This window comes from Enterobacter sp. PL_is511 (assembly GCF_055816065.1).
The window spans coordinates 69,101-89,645 of sequence record NZ_JBVPGP010000019.1 but is presented as its reverse complement, the minus strand read 5'-3'; the positions used below and the strand labels follow the sequence as shown (position 1 = coordinate 89,645).

The window sequence follows — 20,545 nt, the reverse complement described above, 5'->3', positions numbered from 1 at the left end:
AAAACGGCAACGCACGTTGCCGTTTTTGGTGTTTGTTCCCTCTCCCTGTGGGAGAGGGCCAGGGTGAGGGCATCAGGCCGCACATACCCGGCTTTTACGCCGCGCGATCGTCCCTGTTCGCCATCACCTTCGGCGTATTAACCTCAATCCAGTCCGCCAGCGCGGCGACCTTCTCGCTCACCTCAACGCCCAGCGGCGTCAGGCTATACTCTACGTGCGGCGGCACCACCGGATACGACACGCGATCGACAAACCCGTCCAGCTCCAGCGCCTGGAGCGACTGGGACAGCATCTTTTCGCTCACCCCGCCCATTTTACGGCGCAGATCGCTAAAGCGATGCGTTCCCTGGCGAAGGGCCAGCAGGATCAGGACACCCCAGCGGCTGGTCACATGTTTGAGCACCTCGCGTGAAGGGCACTGCTCCGCGAAAAGATTGCCATCGCGCATTTGTTCGCTGAGCGTCGGTATCGTTGTTTTCATACTTACCTTTTTGTACGTACTTACTAAAAGTTAGCTATGGTGCTAGTGTGCCACAACATCAGACAAACACGAAGGAGATTCACCATGATCGCGATTACCGGCGCTACAGGCCAGCTTGGCCATCTCGTTATCGAACAGCTGTTGAAAACCGTACCGGCCAGCCAGATTGTGGCCATCGTACGTAACCCGGCGAAAGCGCAAGCCTTAAGCCAGCAGGGGATAGTGGTGCGTCAGGCAGACTACACGGATGAAGCCGCCTTCGCCGCCGCGCTGAGCGGCGTGGATAAACTGCTGCTGATCTCTTCCAGTGAAGTCGGCCAGCGCGCAACCCAGCACCAGAACGTGATTAACGCCGCCAAAACGGCAGGAGTGAAATTTATCGCCTACACCAGCCTGCTGCACGCGGACACATCACCGCTCGGTCTGCACGTTGAACACGTTGCCACTGAAAACGCGCTGGCGGCGTCCGGCATTCCTTATGCCCTGCTGCGCAACGGCTGGTATACCGAAAACTATCTGGCGAGCGCGCCGCCTGCGCTGGAACACGGCGTGTTTATTGGTGCGGCAGGCGAAGGCAAAATTGCCTCTGCCACCCGCGCAGACTATGCCGCGGCGGCAGCGAAAGTGATCGCTGAAGAGGGCCATGCGGGCAAGGTGTATGAACTGGCGGGCGACCACGGCTGGACGCTGAGCGAACTGGCGGCTGAACTCAGCAAGCAGAGCGGGAAGCCGGTCACCTATCAGAATCTCAGTGAAGCGGATTTTGCCGCCGCGCTGAAAAGCGTCGGCCTGCCTGCCGGGCTGGCAGATATGCTGGCGGACTCCGATGTCGGTGCCTCCAAAGGGGGACTTTTTGACGATAGCCATACGCTGAGCAAACTGATCGGGCGCGTAACGACGCCGCTGGCGCAGAGCATCAAAGCCATTCTGTAACGGCCTGACCGTTTTCTCCCGCGGCCGGGTGATTCCCCTTACCCGGCACGCACTTATATGGCATTCTGTCCTCCCGACAGATACCGAAACCCTGCTATGTTTACTGCGATAAACACGGATTCCGCGCCCCCTTTTATTCACTCCGTTGAGATGGGCAACGTCGCCCCTTTCCCCGCACTGCGCTACTGCCTGGTCTCATTCACCGCGCGTGATTACCATGACGGGCTCTTTGATAAATGGGGCATCCCTTTTCCCGCTCCGCTCAACAGCGCCGTGGTAAAACGCAGGGCGGAGTATCTTGCGGCACGTTATGCCGCGCAGCAGGTGCTGAGATCCTTCGGCTGTGACACTACGCCGGGCAGCGCGCCGGATCGTTCTCCGGTGTGGCCTTCCGGCTGGCGGGGAAGCCTGTCACATTCTCATGCGTGGGCGCTGGCGGTCATCGCGCCAGAGGCGTCTGGCCTGACGCCGGGCGTCGACATTGAGTTTTTTGCCCCCGGGATGATGCAGCGGACAGCGCACCTGTTTACCACACTGCAGGAGCGGGAATGTCTTGCCGCCAGCCAGATCGACGAGGCCAGCGCGCTACTCATCACCTTTTCCGCAAAAGAGAGTCTCTATAAGGCGCTCTATCCTGAGGTTGGCCCCGCCCTCGATTTTGACGCGGCCCGCGTGTGCCACATCGCGCCTGAACAGCAGAGGATCACCCTGGAGCTGACCCAAACGCTGTCACCTCAACGCGTAAAGGGCAGCCGGATCCAGGGCTATTATCAGCTCTCAGGCGACAGGGTTATCACGCTCATTGCCTGACGCCAGCAAGGGAGCCAGATACGCCATCACCATGTCGATGCCCTCCCCCGGACGGCGCAGCGGGTTATGCCCCTGACCGTGGGTCTCTGCCAGCCTCGCGCCAGGCCAGGCGTTGACCAGGCATTCCGCTTCGACCCGCAATACGATGTCATCGCTGCTGTCGTGAATAACAAGGGCGGGCTGATCGACCTGCTGTAGCCCCTCATAGGCGTTAAAGCGCTGCCAGACCGCCTCGCCAATACCAAAGTACCCTTCAATATACCGTCGTAGCCTTTGCTGCTGACGACCCGGGAGATTCAGGATCGCGGCATATTTGGTGACCAGCCCGCTAAAGTGCGTCGGCGCCCCCACGATAACCAGCGCGCGGGTCCGCAATCCCGCTTTTACCGCATTAATAACGGATAACCCGCCAAACGAGTGCGCCACAATCGCGTCAAAACCCCTTTCCTGCTGCGCCAGCTGTTCAATGATTTCAATGAACTCGACGATGCTGCTCTGACGTCCAGCCGCGTTGCCATGTGCGGGGGCGTCAAACCCGATGACCTGAAACCCCTTTTCGACCAGCGTCTTGATCAGCCTGCCAAAGTGGGAAGCCCTCGACTCCCAGCCGTGGGCTAACAGCACGGTAGGTCCCTCGCTGCCCCAGCGGTACACCACCGCATGTTTACCATTACTCAAAGGGAGAGACTCAATGCGGCTCGCCAGCGCCGTCATCTCTTTATCGCCTGCACGCGTCGGCACCCGGCGCGGCGTAAAAAACCGATTGCCCAGCCAGTCGGCGGTCGCCCCCGGCACAACCCGATCCATCAGGCGGATACCGGCCTTCACGCATGACACCATCGGCGAGCGCAGGTAGGCGGGGCCACGATACCGCTGGTAGGCTTGCTCAATCAGACGATCAAATTGCTCACTCATGGGACTCTCCGGAAACACAGGGAACAGTGGACTTAACCGCGGATGATTCAGACTGACGGATCAGGGCACGCTCTGCGTCACTGGCAACGTGTTCGTCCCAGTACGCGAGTTTTGCCTCCATTCGCTTAAACCACAGCGGCGGGATCAGCGCGTAAAAAATATGGGCGACATACCCTTTTTCGATTCCCACCGCGTAGCTGTGCGCCTGCAAATTCCAGTATTCACGACGCGGATGGGTGTGATGATCGGAGTGGCGCGTCAGGTTCAACAGACCGGCCGACGAGGCCCGGTTATTGCAATCCCAGCTGTGTCGCGGCTCCACCCGCGTGCCGGGAAGGCGGACCAGACCGTAGTGCTGGATGTAATTCACCGTTTCAAACAGGAATTTAGAGACCAGCATGGTCACCAGGCACGCCAGCACGCCCCGGTCGCCCGCCGCTGTAAAGCAGATCGCCACGATCAGCAGGCTCATCAGCACCCCGCTCACCACCCGGTTCACCAGCATGGCGCCGCCTCGGTTCTGAAGCGACAGCCGCTGCGCTTCCACCTGCCAGGATTCAACATACTGCGACAGAGAAGAACGGATAAAGAAGCGATACACACTCTCCCCACGACGCGCCGTCGCGCCGTCCGCCGGGGTCGCCACGTTAGGATGATGCGAATAGACATGTGAAATCGAAAACTGCGCATCGCCGACCAGCGCCAGAAGCCAGCGCCCGACCATCATCGCCGCCAGGCTGTGGGTTTTGTGGATAAGCTCATGGGCCACCACGGTATTGGTGCTCATGGTATAGCCGGTGGAGACCGCCGCAAGCAGCAGCTCAGGCTCGGTAAGGTGATGCAGCGCCATGATGTTGTGACCCGTCAGGGCGGAAAGCCATGCGCCAAACCCGAGCAGATCGCCCGGCGCGGCCTGCCAGATAAGGGCGAACAACGCCAGCAGCGCGGCCGGGAGCTGTAAATACGGGATGATTTCCAGCAGCGCCGGCAGCCGGTAGTGGCGATCGGCAGTGTCGTGCGTGGTTGCGTTATCGAAAAGGAGATAGCTCAGCGTCACGCAGAGCATGGAGACGACGATCCACACGCCGCCGAGCACGGTTGTGAGCGCGGTCAGCGGAAAAAAAACGCAGGGGACAAGGGCAAATCTCAGGTAACTCAACATACGGGCTCCTTATTGTTATGACTGTTTTTTGCACCGACCGGCGGGGAGAAGCAGTCCATTTCAAGCAGGTGGCTCATCACCCCTCCGGCAAGCAGCCTTTGCCGACACGCCTGCGCCAGCGCGGGATTGCCGCAAATCACGACGCGCCATTCGGCTACCGCCGTCCGGCGGGGATAGAGGGCGCGCCAGTCGTCCAGCCAGCAGGTAATGCGTCCTGCCAGCTCCAGCGCCTGAACCTCGCGCTCCCGGGATAACGCGTGCAGAAAGTGAAAACCGGGATAGTGCTGACGCAGACGCTGCAGTTCCTGCAGGTCGAATGTGTCCTGCCGCCTGCGAACCGCGTGGATCAGCATGACCTCGCGGTGGGGATGACGCGCCAGCGCGGCGCGGACCAGACCCAGCGTCGTTCCCAGTCCCGATCCACTGGCGATAGCCAGCAGAGGACCGTTACCGTCATCCCGCTGGCCGAACTGCCCCAGGCAGTCTGAGAGCCACACCTTCCGGCCAGCCGCCTGTTCATCACACAGCAGTGGGGATAACCGCCCCTCTTCACGGCGCGTGATATCCAGAACAATCTCTCGCCCCTGGCTCGGCCAGCTCACGGAAAAGCTCCGGATATCCTTATCCTTTTCGAGACCGACCTGAACGTATTGTCCTGGCTGAAAGGGCAATGTCTGCTCCGCCAGCAGCGTCACGCGCCATACCGTGGATGAGAGCGCAACAGCCTGCTTAACTCGCGTAGGCGTCCAGGACGCGGATGCCGCGGCCAACGTTAAATCCGATTCTGGCAGGCACTGGCATGCCAGCACGTGGCCGGCGGCAATCTCTTCCTGGCTGAGCAAATAGCTCAGGTCGACAAGCGAACGCACCTTGCCGCTCGTTACCCGGCAAAGACAGGATTTACACGAGCCGACCTGGCAGTTATACGGCAGGGAAACGCCGGCGTTGAGCGCGCTTTCGAGGAGCGTATGGCCGGACGGCAGGGGGAATTCATGTCCCTCAAGCGTCCCCTGAAAATGACCGCGGCGGGAAAACCATCTCTTCAGCATCTTATTGCTCCCCGCACAGCAGCAGCCCGTCGTCAAAGACGCTGCCCATCATCACTTTTCCGCCCATGGGCGCGGCAACGCTGACTGCCGCCAGCGACGCACCGTGGCTTTGATAGAAAAGAGTGGCCTGACTGATTTCACCCTGTGCGCCGGTTGTCAGCCGCCACACCATGGACGGTGAACGCGCCTGAGCATCTTTCTGATAGGCGGCCAGCTTCAGAAGCTGCGGGTGCGCCGCCACCAGCATTCCCTGCCCGTCCGGCAGGATATTGTCGACGCCATGCAGACCACTGAAGCGCCCCAGCAGGACGGGCGCAGCCTCATTCGGCTGCCACGCCCAGCTGCTCACCGCGCCGCGGGTGGTTTCCGCCACGTACAGACGCCCCAATTGTCGGTTGTAATAAATGCCGTTCGCAAAATGCAGGTCATCGATCAGGGTATGCAGCCCCGCCTCGTCTGCCAGCAGGACGCTGGACAGCGGCAGTCGCAGATAGTCCTCCACGCGTCCCGCGAAGCCCTTCCACCGGTGGTCCCGCGTCAGCAGCCAGCGGGTTTTATCAATGACGCTGATATCATTGATGTTGTTTCCGACCGCGCGCGACAGGGCGGGCTGATACTCAAGACGCATCTGCGCGCGATTAAAGCGAAACACATCAATGCTGTCCTCCTGGGGACGGTGGTTCACCACGTAGATCCACGTCTCGCCCTCCTGCTGCCAGACATCGATACCGTGCGGGAAAAAGGCATCCGGATAGTCACCGGCTAATCGCTGCGGTCTGTCGCTGCCGTTGAGATAATAGAGCGCGCCAGGCGCGCTGCCGTGCCGGTTGAGGCTGCTGGCTATTGCCCCGCCATCCGATAAAGGAGCGATATCTTCCGCGCCCTCAATGCCGGTGATTTTTTGGCACTGTTCACCGCCGCGCTCCTGCACCTGATAAAACAGTCCGGCATCGATCACCAGATTAACCACGAACGCCAGCACGGCGCCCGCGAGGACGAAAATCGTCAGCTTTTTCATGATGCGGCCAGTACCTCTGACGACGAGAATAATGCTTCGGCAGCCTCTTCTCCCTGCTCGGCCAGCACGGCGATCGCCTTGAGGAAGTGCTCCAGCAACGCACGGGCGCTCGCCTCGGTGAAATAGCGCATCTGGTAATCCAGCTCGACGGACAGCCCCTCTTTCGTCTCGAGAATGTTAACCATCAGCGGGAATTCGACGGCGCCGATCGGGAGGAGAGACAGGCTGGCCTCCCACTGCCGCAGCTCTGCCAGCGGAGCATGCGGCTCGACGTTAAAGGTCGCCAGCAGCGGAAGCGGCGCATCCTGACCGTGGAAGCAGCGTGACGGCAGGGCGGGCTCGTCGCGCTGCGCGAGGATGCCGTCATGGATTGCCCTGGCGACATCAGATAACGACGCACAGGCGGCGCTGTCGATACACAGCGGCAACAGCCGGACGCACTGGCCGACAAGCGCATCGCCCTGCCCGAAATCCCGCCCGGCATCCGGCACGCCGACCGGCACCGGGGAATGACCGACCGCCTTCTCAAGCGTCAGGGTAAAGAGCGCATTCAGCATCGCGAAGCGGGTCACCCGCAGCTCGGCGGAGGCTTTGCGCAGCTGCGCGGTCAGGCCCGGATACGACAAGCGCTGTACCAGCCGCTGCCCCTGATACGTCCGGGAAGGTGCCATTACGGTAAGGACGTCTGGCGTTGCCCGGCGGGCAGGAAGCGCCGCAAGACGCGCAGGTAGCGCTGCCTCGCTGACGATGTTCTGCGCACGGATAGCCTGCAGATAGCTTGCCGCAGCCGCCAGGTCAGGGCGTTTACCCGACGCCAGGGCATCGTAAAGATGCAGCAGCTCGCGCAGCATCACCATGAACGACCAGCCGTCCGCCACCGAATGATGTGCCGCGATGGCGAGCGTGGTTTTCCCCTCCTGGCGGACCAGCAGCAGTCGGGCCAGCGGCGCGGCGGTCAGGTCAAAGGGACGCGCGGCAAACTCAGCGAGACAGGCGGCAGGCGCCGCGTATTCCTCGCTGATATCGACGGTGGGCGCCAGGGCCACCTGAAGTTCGCCTGCGTCAGTGAACTGCATACGCAGCGCGTCATGGCGCTCGCACAGCAGTTGCCAGGCGGCGCGCATGATCTCGCTGTCTACGTTGCGCGGCGTTTCAATGACGCCGCCGATCGTCCCGGCCAACCGCCCGCTTTCATCCCGCGCGGCCAGCTGCAGAAAACGCTGCTGGCTGTCTGCAACGGCATAGCGCGTGTCGGGGCGCAATCCGGCCTGTCCAAAGAAGCCGTCCACGCGCATGGCGTTAACGCTCTCTTTCACTGCCGCAATAAAGCGGTCGATATCCTCGTCCGTGTGCGCGACCGAGACAAAGCAGTTACGCCCTTCCCAGATGAAAATGCCGCGCAGCATCAGGTGGTGGAAGAGGATGTCGTAGTTGCCGTTGAATTTGAAACGGAACAGGCTGCCGGCAGAGACGAGCTCAATCGGCGTACCGGTTGCAGAGAACCAGGTATTTAGCGACATCGTCAGGCGCGCGGTTTTTTGGTTGATGTCGTCATACAGCGCCGGATGGGCTTTGATGTACTCCAGCACGGCTTTGCTTGCCGCCATGGTCAGCGGATGCTTGGAGAAGGTACCGGCAAAGAAGATCAGTTCAGCCTGCGGCCAGGAGTCATCGCCATACTGCCAGAATCCGCCGTCGATACTGTCCATAAAGCGGGCAGAGCCTGCAATCACGCCGATCGGCATACCGCCGCCGACAATCTTACCGTAGGAGGCGATATCCGCCTGAACGCCGTAATAGGCCTGCGCGCCGCCAGCCGCCAGACGGAAACCGGTGATCACCTCGTCAAATATCAGCGCAATATTGTGGGTCGTCGTCAGCTCACGCAGGGTATGCAGGTATTCGCGCGGCTGATGATCGGGATAACGGCTCTGCACCGGTTCGACGATCACCACCGCCAGCTCGGCGGCATAGCGGGCGATAAGCGCCAGGCTCTCTTCGCTGCCGTAATCGAGCACCAGCAGGTCGTCCACCAGCGATGGCGGCGTACCGGCGGCAATCGGCGTGGCGCGCTCGGGGGTTTCTCCGCCCTGCTGCCGCCCCAGAATGCCGTCAAACACGCCGTGATATGAGCCGCTAAACAGCGCGACTTTATTTTTCCCCGTCACGGCGCGCGCCAGGCGCACGGCGCTCATTACCGCTTCAGAGCCGGAGTTACAAAATGCCACCCGCTGCTGGCCGGTCAGCTCGCTGATAAGCGTTGCCACCTCGCCCGCCAGCGCGCTTTGCGGCCCGATCTGCATGCCCCGCGCCAGTTGGTCGGCAACGGCCTGCTGCACGCAGTCCGGTGCATGCCCCAGCAGGTTGGCGCCAAACCCCATCGTAAAGTCAATGTACTCGTTGCCATCAACGTCCCAGATGCGCGAGCCCTGAGAGCGTTCCCCCACTAAGGGGTAAAGCATCTCCTTGGTGGATAAACGAAAGCCCGCAGAGGCCCGGTTATCCGCCAGCACGGCGCGGTACTGCTGGGCATTGCGTTTCGACCCGCCCGTTTTATCGACAAACCGCTGGGTGAGCTGCGCCAGATGCTGGTCGCGCTCGGTGCCCAGGGAGACCTTTTTCGTCTCTTTTTTAAACCAGCTGCTGTGCGCGCTGGCCTTCACCGGTGCGGCCGGGGTGGCGACAGGCGCTGGCGCGATGACGTCCGGCATCGTTGGTGCGACGGGCATCGGGAGAGTCTGCGCCGTGCCGTTGAGCAGCGTGAGCTGCTGGGACATAAGCTCCAGCTGGCGGGCAATCAGATCCTGAACCGCGCCAGGCACCGGCTTGCTGGTTTCCGGCATGGCTACGACAGGCTGCGCCGCCTGCTCGGCGGTTTCCGGGGGGCTGAGCGGAGCCGCCGCCGCTGGCTGCGCGTGCTCCACCACATAACCGATCACCGCGTCCAGCGTATTGAGCTCTTCAAACAGCGCCCGCACCGGGATGGTCACACCGTAGCGGTCCTTAATGGTATTGATGGCATCCAGCAGCACCAGCGAATCCGCCCCCATTTCCAGGAAGGGCAGTTCGTCGTCAAGCGTGGCGGGATCCGCCTCAAGAAAACCGGCAATAATCGCTTTTATTTCAGCGGCTAAATGGTGTTGATTTGACATAGCGTCCTCTTTTGCAGATGGGGTCTGCGCTGGCGTCTCATCCGCCAGCCAGTAACGTTTGCGGCAGAACTGGATGGCAGGCAGGGTTAGCGTCTCCCGCGTGGTCGCGTGGTACAGCCCGCTCCAGTTGATGTCGTGCCCTTGCTGCCACAGCGTTCCCAGCAGCGTCAGCAGCGATTTGTACTCATGTCGTCTATCGCCTGCGGCCAGCACCCGGTGACGGCGGTCGGTGGCGGTCACAAATTTGCCCAGCGAACTGTCCGCGCTCAGATCGATAAAGGTGAACTCACCCTGCGCAAGCACGTTTTGCACGCCCTGAAGGAAACGAACGGGCTGGCGAATTTGCCGGGTCCAGTAGTCGGCGTCGGTTTGGTCGCGCGCCTCGCCGTTCAGGTTGCTGTAAAACGGGATCGTCCCGCGGGTGAAGGTGACGTTGTTGACCAGCCACTCGCGCCAGGCACCGAGGATCGGATCCATCATCGAGGAGTGAAATGCGCTGGCGGTTTTAATTTTTCTGGCGTGGCCGCCCTGAGCAGAAATGGCCTGGAGACAGGCGTCAATCGCCGTCTGGCTGCCTGCGATGGTGGTCAGCATCGGGGTGTTGAATGCGGCAATATCAATGTCACCCGCCCAGGGTGAAATCAGCTGGCACACCTCGGCTTCACCGCTGAAGACAACCGCCATCGCCCCTTCCTGCGTCAGGGCTGACATCAACAGCGCGCGCTGATGAACCATAGCCAGCCCGTCGTCGAGCGAGAGATAGCCTGCGATGACCGCCGCGCAGTACTCTCCCAGGCTGTGCCCCATCACGGCAGCCGGACGGGGTCCAAACTGCATCACGCTCTGTGCAAGCGCGTAGCTACAGGCAAATAAGGAGAGCTGACAGGTTCTGGCGCAGCGCTGCCAGCTATCTTCACGGGCAAACAGCGCCTGTGTGATATCAATCTGATAACGCTGCCGGATGGTCGTCGCCAGCGCGTCAAACTGGGCGCGATAGTGCGGCAGATGGTGATACAGCTCGGCCCCCATGCCGATTTGCTGGGTGCCCTGCCCCGGGAAGAGCCAGACCTGAGGCTGGGCTTTACCTGCTTTGCAGGCCGTGAGCTGCGCAAGGCTGTCCGCCAGCTGGGCGCGGTCCGCGCCATACGCCACGCCGCGATAGCGGGCCGCGTCGTAGCGGGTGTTCACCAGCCGACACCAGGTGGCGATATCGCTCTCCTGACATGTCGATAACCCTTTTTTGACCGCCTCCCGCTGAAGGGTAAACGCCCCTTCATCATGTGAACCGATCAGAAGCAGGCCGTGGGGCGCAGCGGGCTCCTGGCGTTTTTCCACCGCTGGCGCGCTGCGCAAAATCACGTGACCGTTGGTGCCGCCGAAGCCAAAGCTGCTTACGCCCGCGTAGCGTGCGTCACCATCGGCATGCCATGAGGCAGGCTGCGCACCGCTTACCTCAACATGACGGCTAATCGCCGCAATATGCGGGTTTTTATGCTGGAAGTTGAGGTGCGGCACGTATTGTCGGTAGTGCAACATCAGAGACGTTTTCACCACGCCCAGCACGCCCGCCGCCGCCTCCAGGTGGCCAATGTTGGTTTTAATCGACCCCACCTGGACAGGTGCGGTTTTTTTCCGGTCCGCAAATACCGCTTCCAGCGCCTGATATTCAATCAGATCGCCCAGCGCCGTTCCCGTTCCGTGCGCTTCGATATAGTCAATGCTGTCGCTGTCCACTCCAGCATACGCCATTGCCTGCCGGATGACCGCCTGCTGCGATGGGCCATTTGGCGCGGTAATGCCGTTGCTGCGGCCGTCCTGGTTCACGGCACTCGCCACCAGCGTGGCATAAACCCGATCGCTATCCGCCAGCGCCTGCGAAAGCGGCTTGAGCACCACGACGCCACACCCTTCGCCACGAACGTAGCCATCGGCGCGGGCGTCAAAGGTTTTACACCGGCCGTCGGGGGCCAGCATCTGGGCATCGGTGAAGACTTTTTGCAAATGCGGCGTCAGCGCCAGATTAACGCCTCCGGCAATGGCCAGAGAACTCCGTCCGGCCCGCAGGCTTTGCATTGCCCCCTCTATCGCCACCAGCGAGGAAGAGCATGCCGTGTCGACAGCGACGCTTGGCCCTTTTAAATCATAAAGATAAGAAATTCGGTTGGCCGCGATGCTGTGCGCGTTGCCTAAGCCGCTGTAGGCCGAGACGTTATCGCCGCAGGCCAGGGCATAATCGCTGGCGCTGATCCCGACATAAACCGCCGTATCGCTCCCGCGCAGGGAGGATGCCTTAAGGCCGGCATCGGTGAGCGCCTGTTGAACGGTTTCTAACAGCAGACGATGCTGCGGATCGATATAGACGGCTTCGCGGGGAGAGATGCCGAAGTAGCCTGCGTCGAAGGCGTCGACCTCGTCAAAGAAACTGCCTTTACGGTTAAAGCCGTCAAGGGACGAGGTACGCCAGCGCTGCGCCGGGATCTCGCCGGTCGTGCTGTGGCCCTGCTGCAGCAGCGACCACAGCGCCTCCACGCCGCTATGCCCCGGCAGCTCCACGCCGATACCAATCACCGCAATGGCGCTTTCCGCGACGGCGGCGCTGACCGGCCGGACCGCAGCCGGTTCTCCCAGCGCGACCGCCAGCTGATTGATGGTGGGATAGTCGTAAATCAGCGCGGGAGAGAGCTCGCGGCCCAGCCGCTGTTCAAGCTCGCCAATGACGCCCACCGCCTGCAAAGAGCTCAAGCCAAAGCCGGTAAACGCGTCATCCCACCGGGATTCGCCGATCGTCGTGTTCAGCATATTGCCAATTATCCCGGCAATCAGCCCCGCCAGCGCGGGAGGGGTTTCCCCCGCGTGTTCAAGCGGTTTTGACGCGCCCTGGCGGCTACGCCAGGCCACGTCCAGGGTCCCCTGCTGATACATCATCTTCGCGCGGGTGCGCTGTAATTTCCCGCTGGTGGTGCGGGGGATTGCCCTTCGTTCGACAAGGAGCAGTTCATCCAACGTAATGCCGTGGCGCTCCGCCACCGCCGCGGTCACGGACGGTGCCAGCGTCGCCATATCGAGATCATTTTTATGGCGCGTCATCAGCTCAAGCAGCGCTACCGGGCGCTCGTCTTCACTGGCAAACACGCAGACGGTCGCTTCCGCCAGCGCGGGAGCGGACTGGCGGATCGTCTCTTCAATATCCGTCGGGTAGTGGTTCTGGCCGTTGATAATCAGCAGCTCTTTGAGCCGTCCGGTGACGTACAAATGGCCGGACTGGAGAAAACCCATATCGCCGCTGCGCAGCCACGGGTGCGGATCGTCTGCCAGAGACGCCCGGAAGGTTTCGCGCGTGGCGGCATCATTGGCCCAGTATCCGGCGGCAACGCTCGGACCACGCAGCCATATTTCTCCGCTCTCACCGTCAGCAAGCGGCTGATGGTGGTCAGGATCGACAATACGCACCTCGGTATCAGTCAGAGCCTGCCCGCAGCTCACCGCACCGGCCTCGTCCGACACGCGGAGCCCCAGCCCTTTGTCCATTCCGGTGACGATGAGCGTGGTTTCCGCCATGCCGTAGCAGGGCAGGAACGCGCCGGGCCGGAACCCTGCAGGCGCAAAGTGTTCGCTAAACTGCTTGAGCGTGGCGGGCCGAATCGGCTCTGCGCCGCAAAAGGCCACATCCCAGCGCGAAAGATCCAGTGCCTCAACCTGCTCTCGGCCAATCTTACGCACGCACAGCTCGTAGGCGAAATTAGGGCCGCCGGAGGTCGTCGCCTGATAGTCGGAAATCTGTTTGAGCCAGTTAAGGGGGTTTTTCATTAACATCATGGGCGACATCACCCGACAGGGGAAGGCGCCGAACACGGGCTGCAGTAGCCCGCCAATAAGCCCCATATCATGAAAATGCGGCAGCCAGATCGTGCCCCGGCTTTCGCTGTGGTGGCCGAAAAAGCGGTGAATGGCATGTGAGTTAGCCCACAGGTTGCCATGGGTTACCATCACGCCTTTCGGGGAGCCCGTCGAACCCGAGGTGTACTGTAAAAAAGCCAGATCGTTGTCTGCTACCGGAACGGGGTGAAATGCCCCGGAGAAGGTGCGTTCAAGATGATGCAGACGATAACCCGCAGGTAGCGCAGCTGTGTCTGGTTTGTCGAAGGTAAAAATAAGCGGGGATAATGGAAGTGATAGCTGGCCTAGCGTTTCTGCCCCCCTGGCTGTCGTAACAATACAGTCCGTTTGCGCATTACGTAATACGCCGGCAAAACGCTCCCACGCGCTTCCTGACGATTTTGCGGGCATCGGGACGGGAACCGCCGCCCTGCCGGCGTAAAGACAGCCCAAAAAAGCGCCAATAAAATCTTCACCATCCGGATAAAGCAATATGACCCTGTCGCCCCGCTGCCCGTACTGCATTAAAGCCTCTGCAAGCGACGCGGCGCGCTGGTGTAGCTGGTCATAGCTTTGGCTGTGAATTTCACTGGCGCTGCGGACGAATTCAAATGCCGTCTGAGTAGTCTGTTGAACAGCAAGTTCGGGCAAAAGCTGGTTGAAGGAATGATATCCTCTGTTAAACAACTGATGAGACGGCATCATAATTCGCTCTATATTTTCAAATGTAATGAGGGTGAAAAGATTATTTTCCGGCGCGGCCAGCCAGCAGATCGTTACAGAAGTCGTTCCAGACCTTCAGCCACAGCTCGACGCGCTGTTCCATCTCGGCGTAGCGGTCTTCCGTCAGCGCCTGGCAGAACAGGATCCATGCATCTTCGGAGTGACCATCTTCAATGGACTCTCCCGTTTCGCTTTCTACATGGATGCTGTGATAGCCCTTCGTGACGTCAATATCCGTTGCTTTATCAACACCTTTTGCCCACGGCGTGGCGAAGTCATGGAAGACGGTCTCGGCCACGGCCAGCAAACCCACCAGCTGGGTATAGTCGCCATAGGCATTCTCGAAGGTTGCGCGGCAGGCCAGAGAGCTGGACATCGGCAGCCAGGATTTCACCTCGTGTTCCGTCATCCCCAGCTGCTGGATGGTCGTAAAGAACTGCACGTAGTGCGCCAGCGCGGGCTGGCCGTTGTAATTGCCCTCGGCGTCTTCGCCAGGGTGGAAGCCCAGTTCATCCAATAGGTTGATTTGCAGCAGAAAACGGGCCGCCATTTTCGCCTGCGCGCCCAGCGGCGCTTCCAGCTGTTTCGCCGCGCTTAACGCTTCAATAACGGCATCGGTAAAGACTTGCGCAAACGCGTGATAAAATTCCAGATGGAATACGCGCATCTGTTGAATATCAACTTCGCCGCTGTTCATTTTTGCCAAAATAGGGCTGCGCATCAGCGGATGGGATTCAATCCGGTCAATAAGCCTGTTGGCAAAGGCGCGGTTTTCGGTATAAACGTGCTTATCTACGGTCGCGACAATAGCGTCCCGACCCAGCTGGCGGGTATTCAGTAACGTTTTCATTTTTATTTCTCAGGTAGGTGATAGTTTACAGGGCGGAAACCCTGCCAATTGCCATTACAACTAACGCATACATTCCACAGCTAAACGGTATAACCTGCACATATTTAAATGGCAGATAAAAGCACGATGCAATCAGCAGAACCGGAATACCCACCGAAAGTATCATCATGCAAATAACGGCATAATATTTATAGGTATAAGACACGGCGAGGCCATCAATACACATGCCATAGAGCATGGATATTAACGGCAGCATAATAAAGGCAATATGTGCCAGCCTTAACATTCTGCGATTTAAATCGGTATAGTTTTCATGTCCTTTGGGGGCGCGAAAGGGTCCCTTAAAAGCATACATCCCCATTAACCCGCCCATCATTATGCCGACGACAATACCGCTCCAGCCAAAGGCAATCAGTATTGCACTGAGATTAGCCACTTTTTTTCTCCTGTTTAGTGGTGCACAAAGGTAAGGCACCTGAGAAAATACAAGCACCTTTATTTATTAAAAATAAAATCAGATATAACGATTAAAAATCCGGGTATTCTTTATCCGTCGCGTATGTAATCGGTTTTTCAAATCCAGGAATGGTGATGCCATTCATATCAATCTTAATATCTTCCTCATTTATCCCCTGCTGGCCAAACAGATAAATGACATTGAGTTCACCCTGCGAAGCCGCCTCATCATACGCGTTAGCCTGACGTCGCACCTGGCGGTTACGCTGCTGATACTCCGCAAACACCGCGTCCCCATAGCGTTTGCGCAACCATTGATGGGTAAGCTTTGGCGAGTAAACCACCCCCGTGGCATTATTACCGCCAAAGCCTTTTGAATTTATAAAGGCAATCTGCCCCTGGCCTTCCTCTAATTTGCAGTCCTGAACAGGTATGGTTAAGCGTGCGTTGTTCACCTGTGGCGCAATGTGCGACACGCTTTTAATTCCCGGCAAAATACCATAGCGGAAGACGCCGAGGCAGCTGATGAGCTGGTCGCCGCTGGCGGGCCCCAGGGAGTGACCAAGATACGATTTCACCGCCGTCACCGGCCAGTCGCGAATCGAAAAGGCTTGCGCAACGCGGTCAAAAATATCCGCCTCGGAGACGCAATTCTTAGGCGTGCTTGAACCGTGCGCCTGAATAAACGATCCCTTCTGCACCGTCTCTATCCCCGCCATCGATACCGCTGAGGCTACCGCTTTCGCCATGGTGATGTAGTTCCCCGGCCCCGGTGACGCGATAGAACGCTTAAAGCCGTCAGCGTTGATGAAGACATTCCCCACCGAACCGTGGATCTCTGCCCCAAGCTGCAGCGCCAGCTCGTCGTCCATTAACACGACGTACTGGCTGGACTCCGCGATCACAAAACCGCAGCTGTTGCCAAACGGGCGGCTGCTGTTGCGCCAGTCGGCCGTATCCGTTTCATCAATATGCTTAAGCTTGCTCTCCGTTGCCAGGGCGCCCATGGCATCGAATCCTTCAATCACCTCTGAGGTGACCGGCGCTTCGGCGCTGCCCACAACGGCAACGCGAATGCGCCCCGCTTTAATATCTTCAACTGCCGCATTCAGGTTATACAGAAACGTGGCGCATGCCCCCAGCGTGGCGCTGGTATGACCGACGCTACCCAGCACATACGCATTGAGGAAATCGGCGCACATGCTGTTCAGGCCCAGCGGACACTGTTTGGCGCTGACGCGATGACCTTTCAGGCGCGACTGGAGCATACCGCCAAAGCCATAATCGTCGAGCTGTCCCATGATATTGCCCGAATAGACCCCGAGCTGATCCGGCGTGATGTTGGCCTGTATCTCTCGCCACGGGATCCCCAGGGCGTTGATGGCGTCTGACGCTCCGACAATCGCCATTTGTAGCGCCCGCGGATGGAACTGCGAATTGTAATGGTCACCCGGGCGGAATCCCTGCGGCAGTAAACCCGCAGCCTGAACCTCCGTGCGCAACAATGCCTCAATTTTACAGTCCATCTCTCCCTTAACGGTAATACGCACACGCTGATCCGCTAATTCTTCAACGTGCCATCCCGCCGGTAAAGGTTGAGGTAATTGTCTGGAAGATATATTAAAACTGAATCCTTCTTCGCCTGAAATCATATTCAATTTTGCATGGCTGACGATAGCATCGACATCAAAATAGTCGCGCGTAATTTTTCGGATAAGGGTTCCCTCAAGCGCCTCGTCTTTTATCTTCACGGCAGCCTGAGCAGGTGTAAATCTTTTACCGGAAATGTCGCAATATCCGCCCTCATCATATTTAAGCACGCCCATCAGAATGGCTAACGATAATAACGTCGCTTGCCTTTCCTCTTCCGATAATGACTCAATAATCATTCGACGAAATGCATGATGTGAAGAACTACGACCAGCTGGACCATAGCCGCCAAAAGCCGTTATTACGGGTAATTTCGCCATAATTCATCCTGTAGTGGTCGTGGATTTATTTTGTTAAGTAAGTGCGATAATTTCAGATATTAGTTTACAAATTACCAACAAAAGCTAATATGAAAATCCAGCCAAAATGCTGACTTTTTTGGCCAGGACAACGATGAGCTACCAAAAATAATAGTCAAAACAGGTATTAATCAAAAATGACAAATACACAAATAGGATTTGTGTTATGTGAACGCATGCTAAGTTCCGGTCTCAGTCTTCCGATTGAAATGTGGAAAGCCGCAGCCAGTAGCTATTTAGCCGAGCAAAAAACAACATCCCACGCAGACTCGCACAAACCGGAGACGTCTTCATTCAGGCTCTGTCGTCCGGAGAATATACTGAAAGTTCATACTATTGGCATAAATAACGAGCCCATCCTGACGCACAGTGGCTTCAGCATTACCGCCGATACCACCCTTGCCGCAGACAGGCACTATGACGTTATCTATCTTCCCGCCCTGTGGCGCAATCCTCGCGCGGTGGTCAGACAACAGCCTGAACTCCTGGCATGGCTTAGCGAACAGGCGGCGCGAGGGACCCGCATCGCGGCCGTCGGAACGGGCTGCTGTTTCCTGGCGGAGTCGGGATTGCTCAACGGGAAACCCGCCACCACCCACTGGCACTACTTCAAACAGTTCTCGCGCGACTACCCCAACGTAAAATTACAAACCAAACATTTTCTCACGCAGGCCGATAATATTTACTGTGCCGCCAGCGTCAAAGCCCTCTCAGATCTGACCATCCATTTCATCGAAACGATATACGGGAAACGCGTAGCCACACATACCCAGCGGACCTTTTTCCATGAAATTCGAAGTCAGTTCGATCGCCAGTGTTACAGTGAAGAAAACAAACCGCATCCGGATGAAGATATTGTTCAAATTCAAATCTGGATAAAAGCAAACTGCGCCTCGGATATATCTATGCAAAATCTTGCCGATATGGCTGGCATGAGTTTGCGCAACTTCAACCGTCGCTTTAAAAATGCCACCGACATGTCCCCCCTGCAGTATTTATTAACCGCCAGAATTGAATCCGCCATGACGATGCTGCAATCCACCAATTTGAGCATTCAGGAGATCGCCAATGCGGTTGGATATCAGGACATTGCGCACTTTAACCGCCAGTTTAAGCATAAAACCACGGTGTCACCGGGGGATTATCGTAAGACGGTCCGGGCAAAGATGTTTAGTGCATAAACTCCGGTCATCTCTGATAATAAAATAGATGACCGCGAGGAGGCTCACCGTGCAAGGCGTACCGGAACAGTTTAATGATGAAAGAGACAGCGCGCGCTTTCGCCATCTGGCGCAGCTGCCGGGCCTGGAGCTTTATCATGCCCATATTTCTGACTACGCCTTTGAGCCTCACACCCATGAAGCCTTCGGGATCGGTACGATTGAAACCGGTGCCGAGCGCTTTCGCTATCGCGGGACACAGCATCTCGCGGCGGAAAAATCCGTCGTTACCATGAACCCGGACGAGATCCACACCGGCGAATCCGCCACCGAGGGCGGCTGGCGCTACCGGATGGTCTATATCGAACCCGACCTGCTGGAAGAGGTGACCGGCCTCCGGCACTGGTGGTTTAGCGACGTAACGCGTCATGACCCGCTGCGCTCGCAGCAAATCGGCAGGCTCATTTACGGCCTGTGGCACACGGACGATCCGCTTGCGCAAAAAGGATTACTGCTGGATCTGATTGAAACCTTCCAGCCGTTTGCTCATCACGCGCCGCGGGTTCAGGAAGGTGCGCACCGCTTTGAACGGGTACGCGAGTATCTGCACGACAACTATATGCGCGCTCTGACGCTGGACGAGCTCGCCAGCGTCGTTTCACTCAGCCCGTATCATTTCCAGCGCCAGTTCAAAGCCCATTTTCACGTGACGCCACATCAGATGCTGATGGCCATTCGCCTCTGGCGCGCCAAAGCGTTCCTCACGCACGGCATGCCCGCGGCAGAGGTCGCCGCCGCAACCGGGCTGACCGATCAGTCGCATCTGACCCGCGCGTTTACCCACCGCTACGGCATTACCCCCGTGCGCTACCAGAAGCAGGTCACCCGGCGCTAATGCGCAACCTCATACAATACGCGCGCATTTGCCCCGCCTACACTGAGAACAGCGTAAATACCTGTGGATGGAAAAATGATTAGTGGAGTGTTGTATGCCCTGCTGGCCGGGATGATGTGGGGGCTGATTTTTGTCGGCCCGCTGATCGTACCCGAGTATCCGGCAATACTGCAGTCGACCGGCCGTTATCTGGCGCTGGGGCTGATTGCCCTGCCCCTGGCGTGGCTGGGACGGGCGCGCTTGCGTCAGCTCAGCCGTCAGGACTGGGGGACCGCGCTGGCGCTGACCATGATGGGCAATCTCATCTATTACGTTTGCCTCGCGAGTGCCATTCAGCGTACCGGTGCGCCGGTATCGACCATGATTATCGGCACGCTGCCGGTCGTCATCCCCGTCTTTGCTAACCTGCTCTACAGCCACCGCGATGGCAAACTGGCGTGGTCAAAAATGGCACCGGCGCTGATCTGCACCGCCCTCGGGCTGATATGCGTCAATATTGCCGAGCTGCGTCATGGGCAGGCGGATGTTGACCTGTGGCGTTACGGTTCTGGCATTCTGCTGGCGTTCATTTCCGTGGCGTGCTGGGCATGGTATGCCCTGCGCAATGCGCGCTGGCTGCGGGAGAACCCGGACAAGCATCCGATGATGTGGGCAACGGCGCAGGCGCTGGTCACGCTGCCTGTATCCGTCGTGGGGTATCTCGGCGCATGCCTCTGGCTGGGCCATCAGCAGCCGGACTTCACCCAGCCCTTCGGGCCAAGACCGTGGGTGTTTATCGGCCTGATGGTGGCGATTGCGGTGCTGTGTTCATGGGTGGGCGCGCTGTGCTGGAACATTGCCAGCCAGAAGTTGCCGACGGTGATCTTAGGGCCGCTGATTGTTTTCGAAACCCTGGCCGGACTGCTTTATACCTTCCTGATGCGCCAGAGCGTGCCGCCGTTATTCACCGCCTGCGGGATCGCGCTGTTGGTCATAGGGGTGGTGATGGCGGTGAGAGCGAAGCCGGAAAAACCGCGGGTTATTCCGGCGTCGGAGATGTAATTTTGCCGGGTGGCG

14 protein-coding genes are annotated in these 20,545 nt (G+C 58.7%); 5 read left to right on the top strand and 9 right to left on the bottom strand.

All coding sequences use genetic code 11. The features are described from left to right. Positions 1-94 precede the first annotated feature (94 nt). Entirely contained in the window at positions 95-481 is a 387-nt protein-coding gene (locus AC0TN7_RS06755; RefSeq protein WP_023334278.1) for a winged helix-turn-helix transcriptional regulator, read from the bottom strand. An 84-nt stretch (positions 482-565) separates the two neighbouring features. Here AC0TN7_RS06755 and AC0TN7_RS06750 point away from each other — a divergent pair, with 84 nt between their 5' ends. Together AC0TN7_RS06750 and AC0TN7_RS06745 are read left to right on the top strand one after the other, a co-directional pair. Further along, on the top strand, positions 566-1,414 hold the full coding sequence (locus AC0TN7_RS06750) for an SDR family oxidoreductase (RefSeq protein ID WP_473701950.1): 849 nt from the start codon (positions 566-568) through the stop codon (positions 1,412-1,414). A 96-nt stretch (positions 1,415-1,510) separates the two neighbouring features. Then, positions 1,511-2,224: a 4'-phosphopantetheinyl transferase family protein gene (locus tag AC0TN7_RS06745; RefSeq protein WP_473701949.1), complete on the top strand. Its 714-nt coding sequence runs from the start codon at positions 1,511-1,513 to the stop codon at positions 2,222-2,224. Here the strand turns inward: AC0TN7_RS06745 and AC0TN7_RS06740 are convergent. From AC0TN7_RS06740 to AC0TN7_RS06705, 8 genes are all read right to left on the bottom strand, one after another. Further along, the gene (locus tag AC0TN7_RS06740) at positions 2,192-3,139 is read right to left on the bottom strand and encodes an alpha/beta fold hydrolase (RefSeq protein ID WP_473701948.1); all 948 of its coding nucleotides are present in this window, start codon (positions 3,137-3,139) and stop codon (positions 2,192-2,194) included. The genes AC0TN7_RS06745 and AC0TN7_RS06740 overlap by 33 nt on opposite strands. Further along, on the bottom strand, positions 3,132-4,301 hold the full coding sequence (locus tag AC0TN7_RS06735) for an alkane 1-monooxygenase (protein WP_473701947.1): 1,170 nt from the start codon (positions 4,299-4,301) through the stop codon (positions 3,132-3,134). Before AC0TN7_RS06735 ends, AC0TN7_RS06740 begins: the two co-directional genes overlap by 8 nt. Beyond that, a complete protein-coding gene (locus AC0TN7_RS06730) occupies positions 4,295-5,350 on the bottom strand; it encodes a 2Fe-2S iron-sulfur cluster-binding protein (protein WP_473701946.1) in 1,056 nt (351 codons plus the stop codon). The genes AC0TN7_RS06735 and AC0TN7_RS06730 overlap by 7 nt, the downstream gene beginning before the upstream one ends. A 1-nt stretch (position 5,351) precedes the next feature. Next, complete coding sequence (locus tag AC0TN7_RS06725) at positions 5,352-6,368, bottom strand: arylesterase (protein ID WP_473701945.1); 1,017 nt, start codon at positions 6,366-6,368, stop codon at positions 5,352-5,354. Further along, a complete protein-coding gene (locus AC0TN7_RS06720) occupies positions 6,365-14,098 on the bottom strand; it encodes an aminotransferase class III-fold pyridoxal phosphate-dependent enzyme (protein ID WP_473701990.1) in 7,734 nt (2,577 codons plus the stop codon). Before AC0TN7_RS06720 ends, AC0TN7_RS06725 begins: the two co-directional genes overlap by 4 nt. A 43-nt stretch (positions 14,099-14,141) precedes the next feature. After that, a complete protein-coding gene (locus AC0TN7_RS06715; protein WP_048989475.1) occupies positions 14,142-14,969 on the bottom strand; it encodes a hypothetical protein in 828 nt (275 codons plus the stop codon). Between the two features lie 25 nt (positions 14,970-14,994). Continuing rightward, positions 14,995-15,405 (bottom strand): hypothetical protein, encoded by a 411-nt coding sequence (locus AC0TN7_RS06710; protein WP_473701944.1) that lies wholly within the window; start codon positions 15,403-15,405, stop codon positions 14,995-14,997. 91 nt (positions 15,406-15,496) lie between these two features. Then, the gene (locus tag AC0TN7_RS06705; protein WP_473701943.1) at positions 15,497-16,975 is read right to left on the bottom strand and encodes a beta-ketoacyl synthase; all 1,479 of its coding nucleotides are present in this window, start codon (positions 16,973-16,975) and stop codon (positions 15,497-15,499) included. Positions 16,976-17,571: 596 nt separating this feature from the next. On the opposite strand from AC0TN7_RS06705, the gene AC0TN7_RS06700 reads away from it, so the two are divergent. The 3 genes from AC0TN7_RS06700 (at position 17,572) to AC0TN7_RS06690 (ending at position 20,530) form a co-directional block, all read left to right on the top strand. Beyond that, positions 17,572-18,615 (top strand): GlxA family transcriptional regulator, encoded by a 1,044-nt coding sequence (locus tag AC0TN7_RS06700; RefSeq protein ID WP_473701942.1) that lies wholly within the window; start codon positions 17,572-17,574, stop codon positions 18,613-18,615. A 49-nt stretch (positions 18,616-18,664) separates the two neighbouring features. After that, positions 18,665-19,489, top strand: coding sequence for an AraC family transcriptional regulator (locus AC0TN7_RS06695; protein WP_024907311.1), 825 nt, complete (start codon positions 18,665-18,667; stop codon positions 19,487-19,489). A 75-nt stretch (positions 19,490-19,564) separates the two neighbouring features. Then, positions 19,565-20,530, top strand: a complete 966-nt coding sequence (locus tag AC0TN7_RS06690; RefSeq protein WP_417927949.1) for a DMT family transporter — start codon at positions 19,565-19,567, stop codon at positions 20,528-20,530. Positions 20,531-20,545: the final 15 nt, after the last annotated feature.

Coding starts and splice junctions, on each gene's coding strand:
- AC0TN7_RS06690 (WP_417927949.1), top strand. CDS start 19,565: ATGATTAGTGGAGTGTTGTATGCCCTGCTGGCCGGGATGATGTGGGGG.
- AC0TN7_RS06700 (WP_473701942.1), top strand. CDS start 17,572: ATGACAAATACACAAATAGGATTTGTGTTATGTGAACGCATGCTAAGT.
- AC0TN7_RS06750 (WP_473701950.1), top strand. CDS start 566: ATGATCGCGATTACCGGCGCTACAGGCCAGCTTGGCCATCTCGTTATC.
- AC0TN7_RS06720 (WP_473701990.1), bottom strand. CDS start 14,098: ATGCCGTCTCATCAGTTGTTTAACAGAGGATATCATTCCTTCAACCAG.
- AC0TN7_RS06715 (WP_048989475.1), bottom strand. CDS start 14,969: ATGAAAACGTTACTGAATACCCGCCAGCTGGGTCGGGACGCTATTGTC.
- AC0TN7_RS06730 (WP_473701946.1), bottom strand. CDS start 5,350: ATGCTGAAGAGATGGTTTTCCCGCCGCGGTCATTTTCAGGGGACGCTT.
- AC0TN7_RS06745 (WP_473701949.1), top strand. CDS start 1,511: ATGTTTACTGCGATAAACACGGATTCCGCGCCCCCTTTTATTCACTCC.
- AC0TN7_RS06740 (WP_473701948.1), bottom strand. CDS start 3,139: ATGAGTGAGCAATTTGATCGTCTGATTGAGCAAGCCTACCAGCGGTAT.
- AC0TN7_RS06735 (WP_473701947.1), bottom strand. CDS start 4,301: ATGTTGAGTTACCTGAGATTTGCCCTTGTCCCCTGCGTTTTTTTTCCG.
- AC0TN7_RS06725 (WP_473701945.1), bottom strand. CDS start 6,368: ATGAAAAAGCTGACGATTTTCGTCCTCGCGGGCGCCGTGCTGGCGTTC.
- AC0TN7_RS06755 (WP_023334278.1), bottom strand. CDS start 481: ATGAAAACAACGATACCGACGCTCAGCGAACAAATGCGCGATGGCAAT.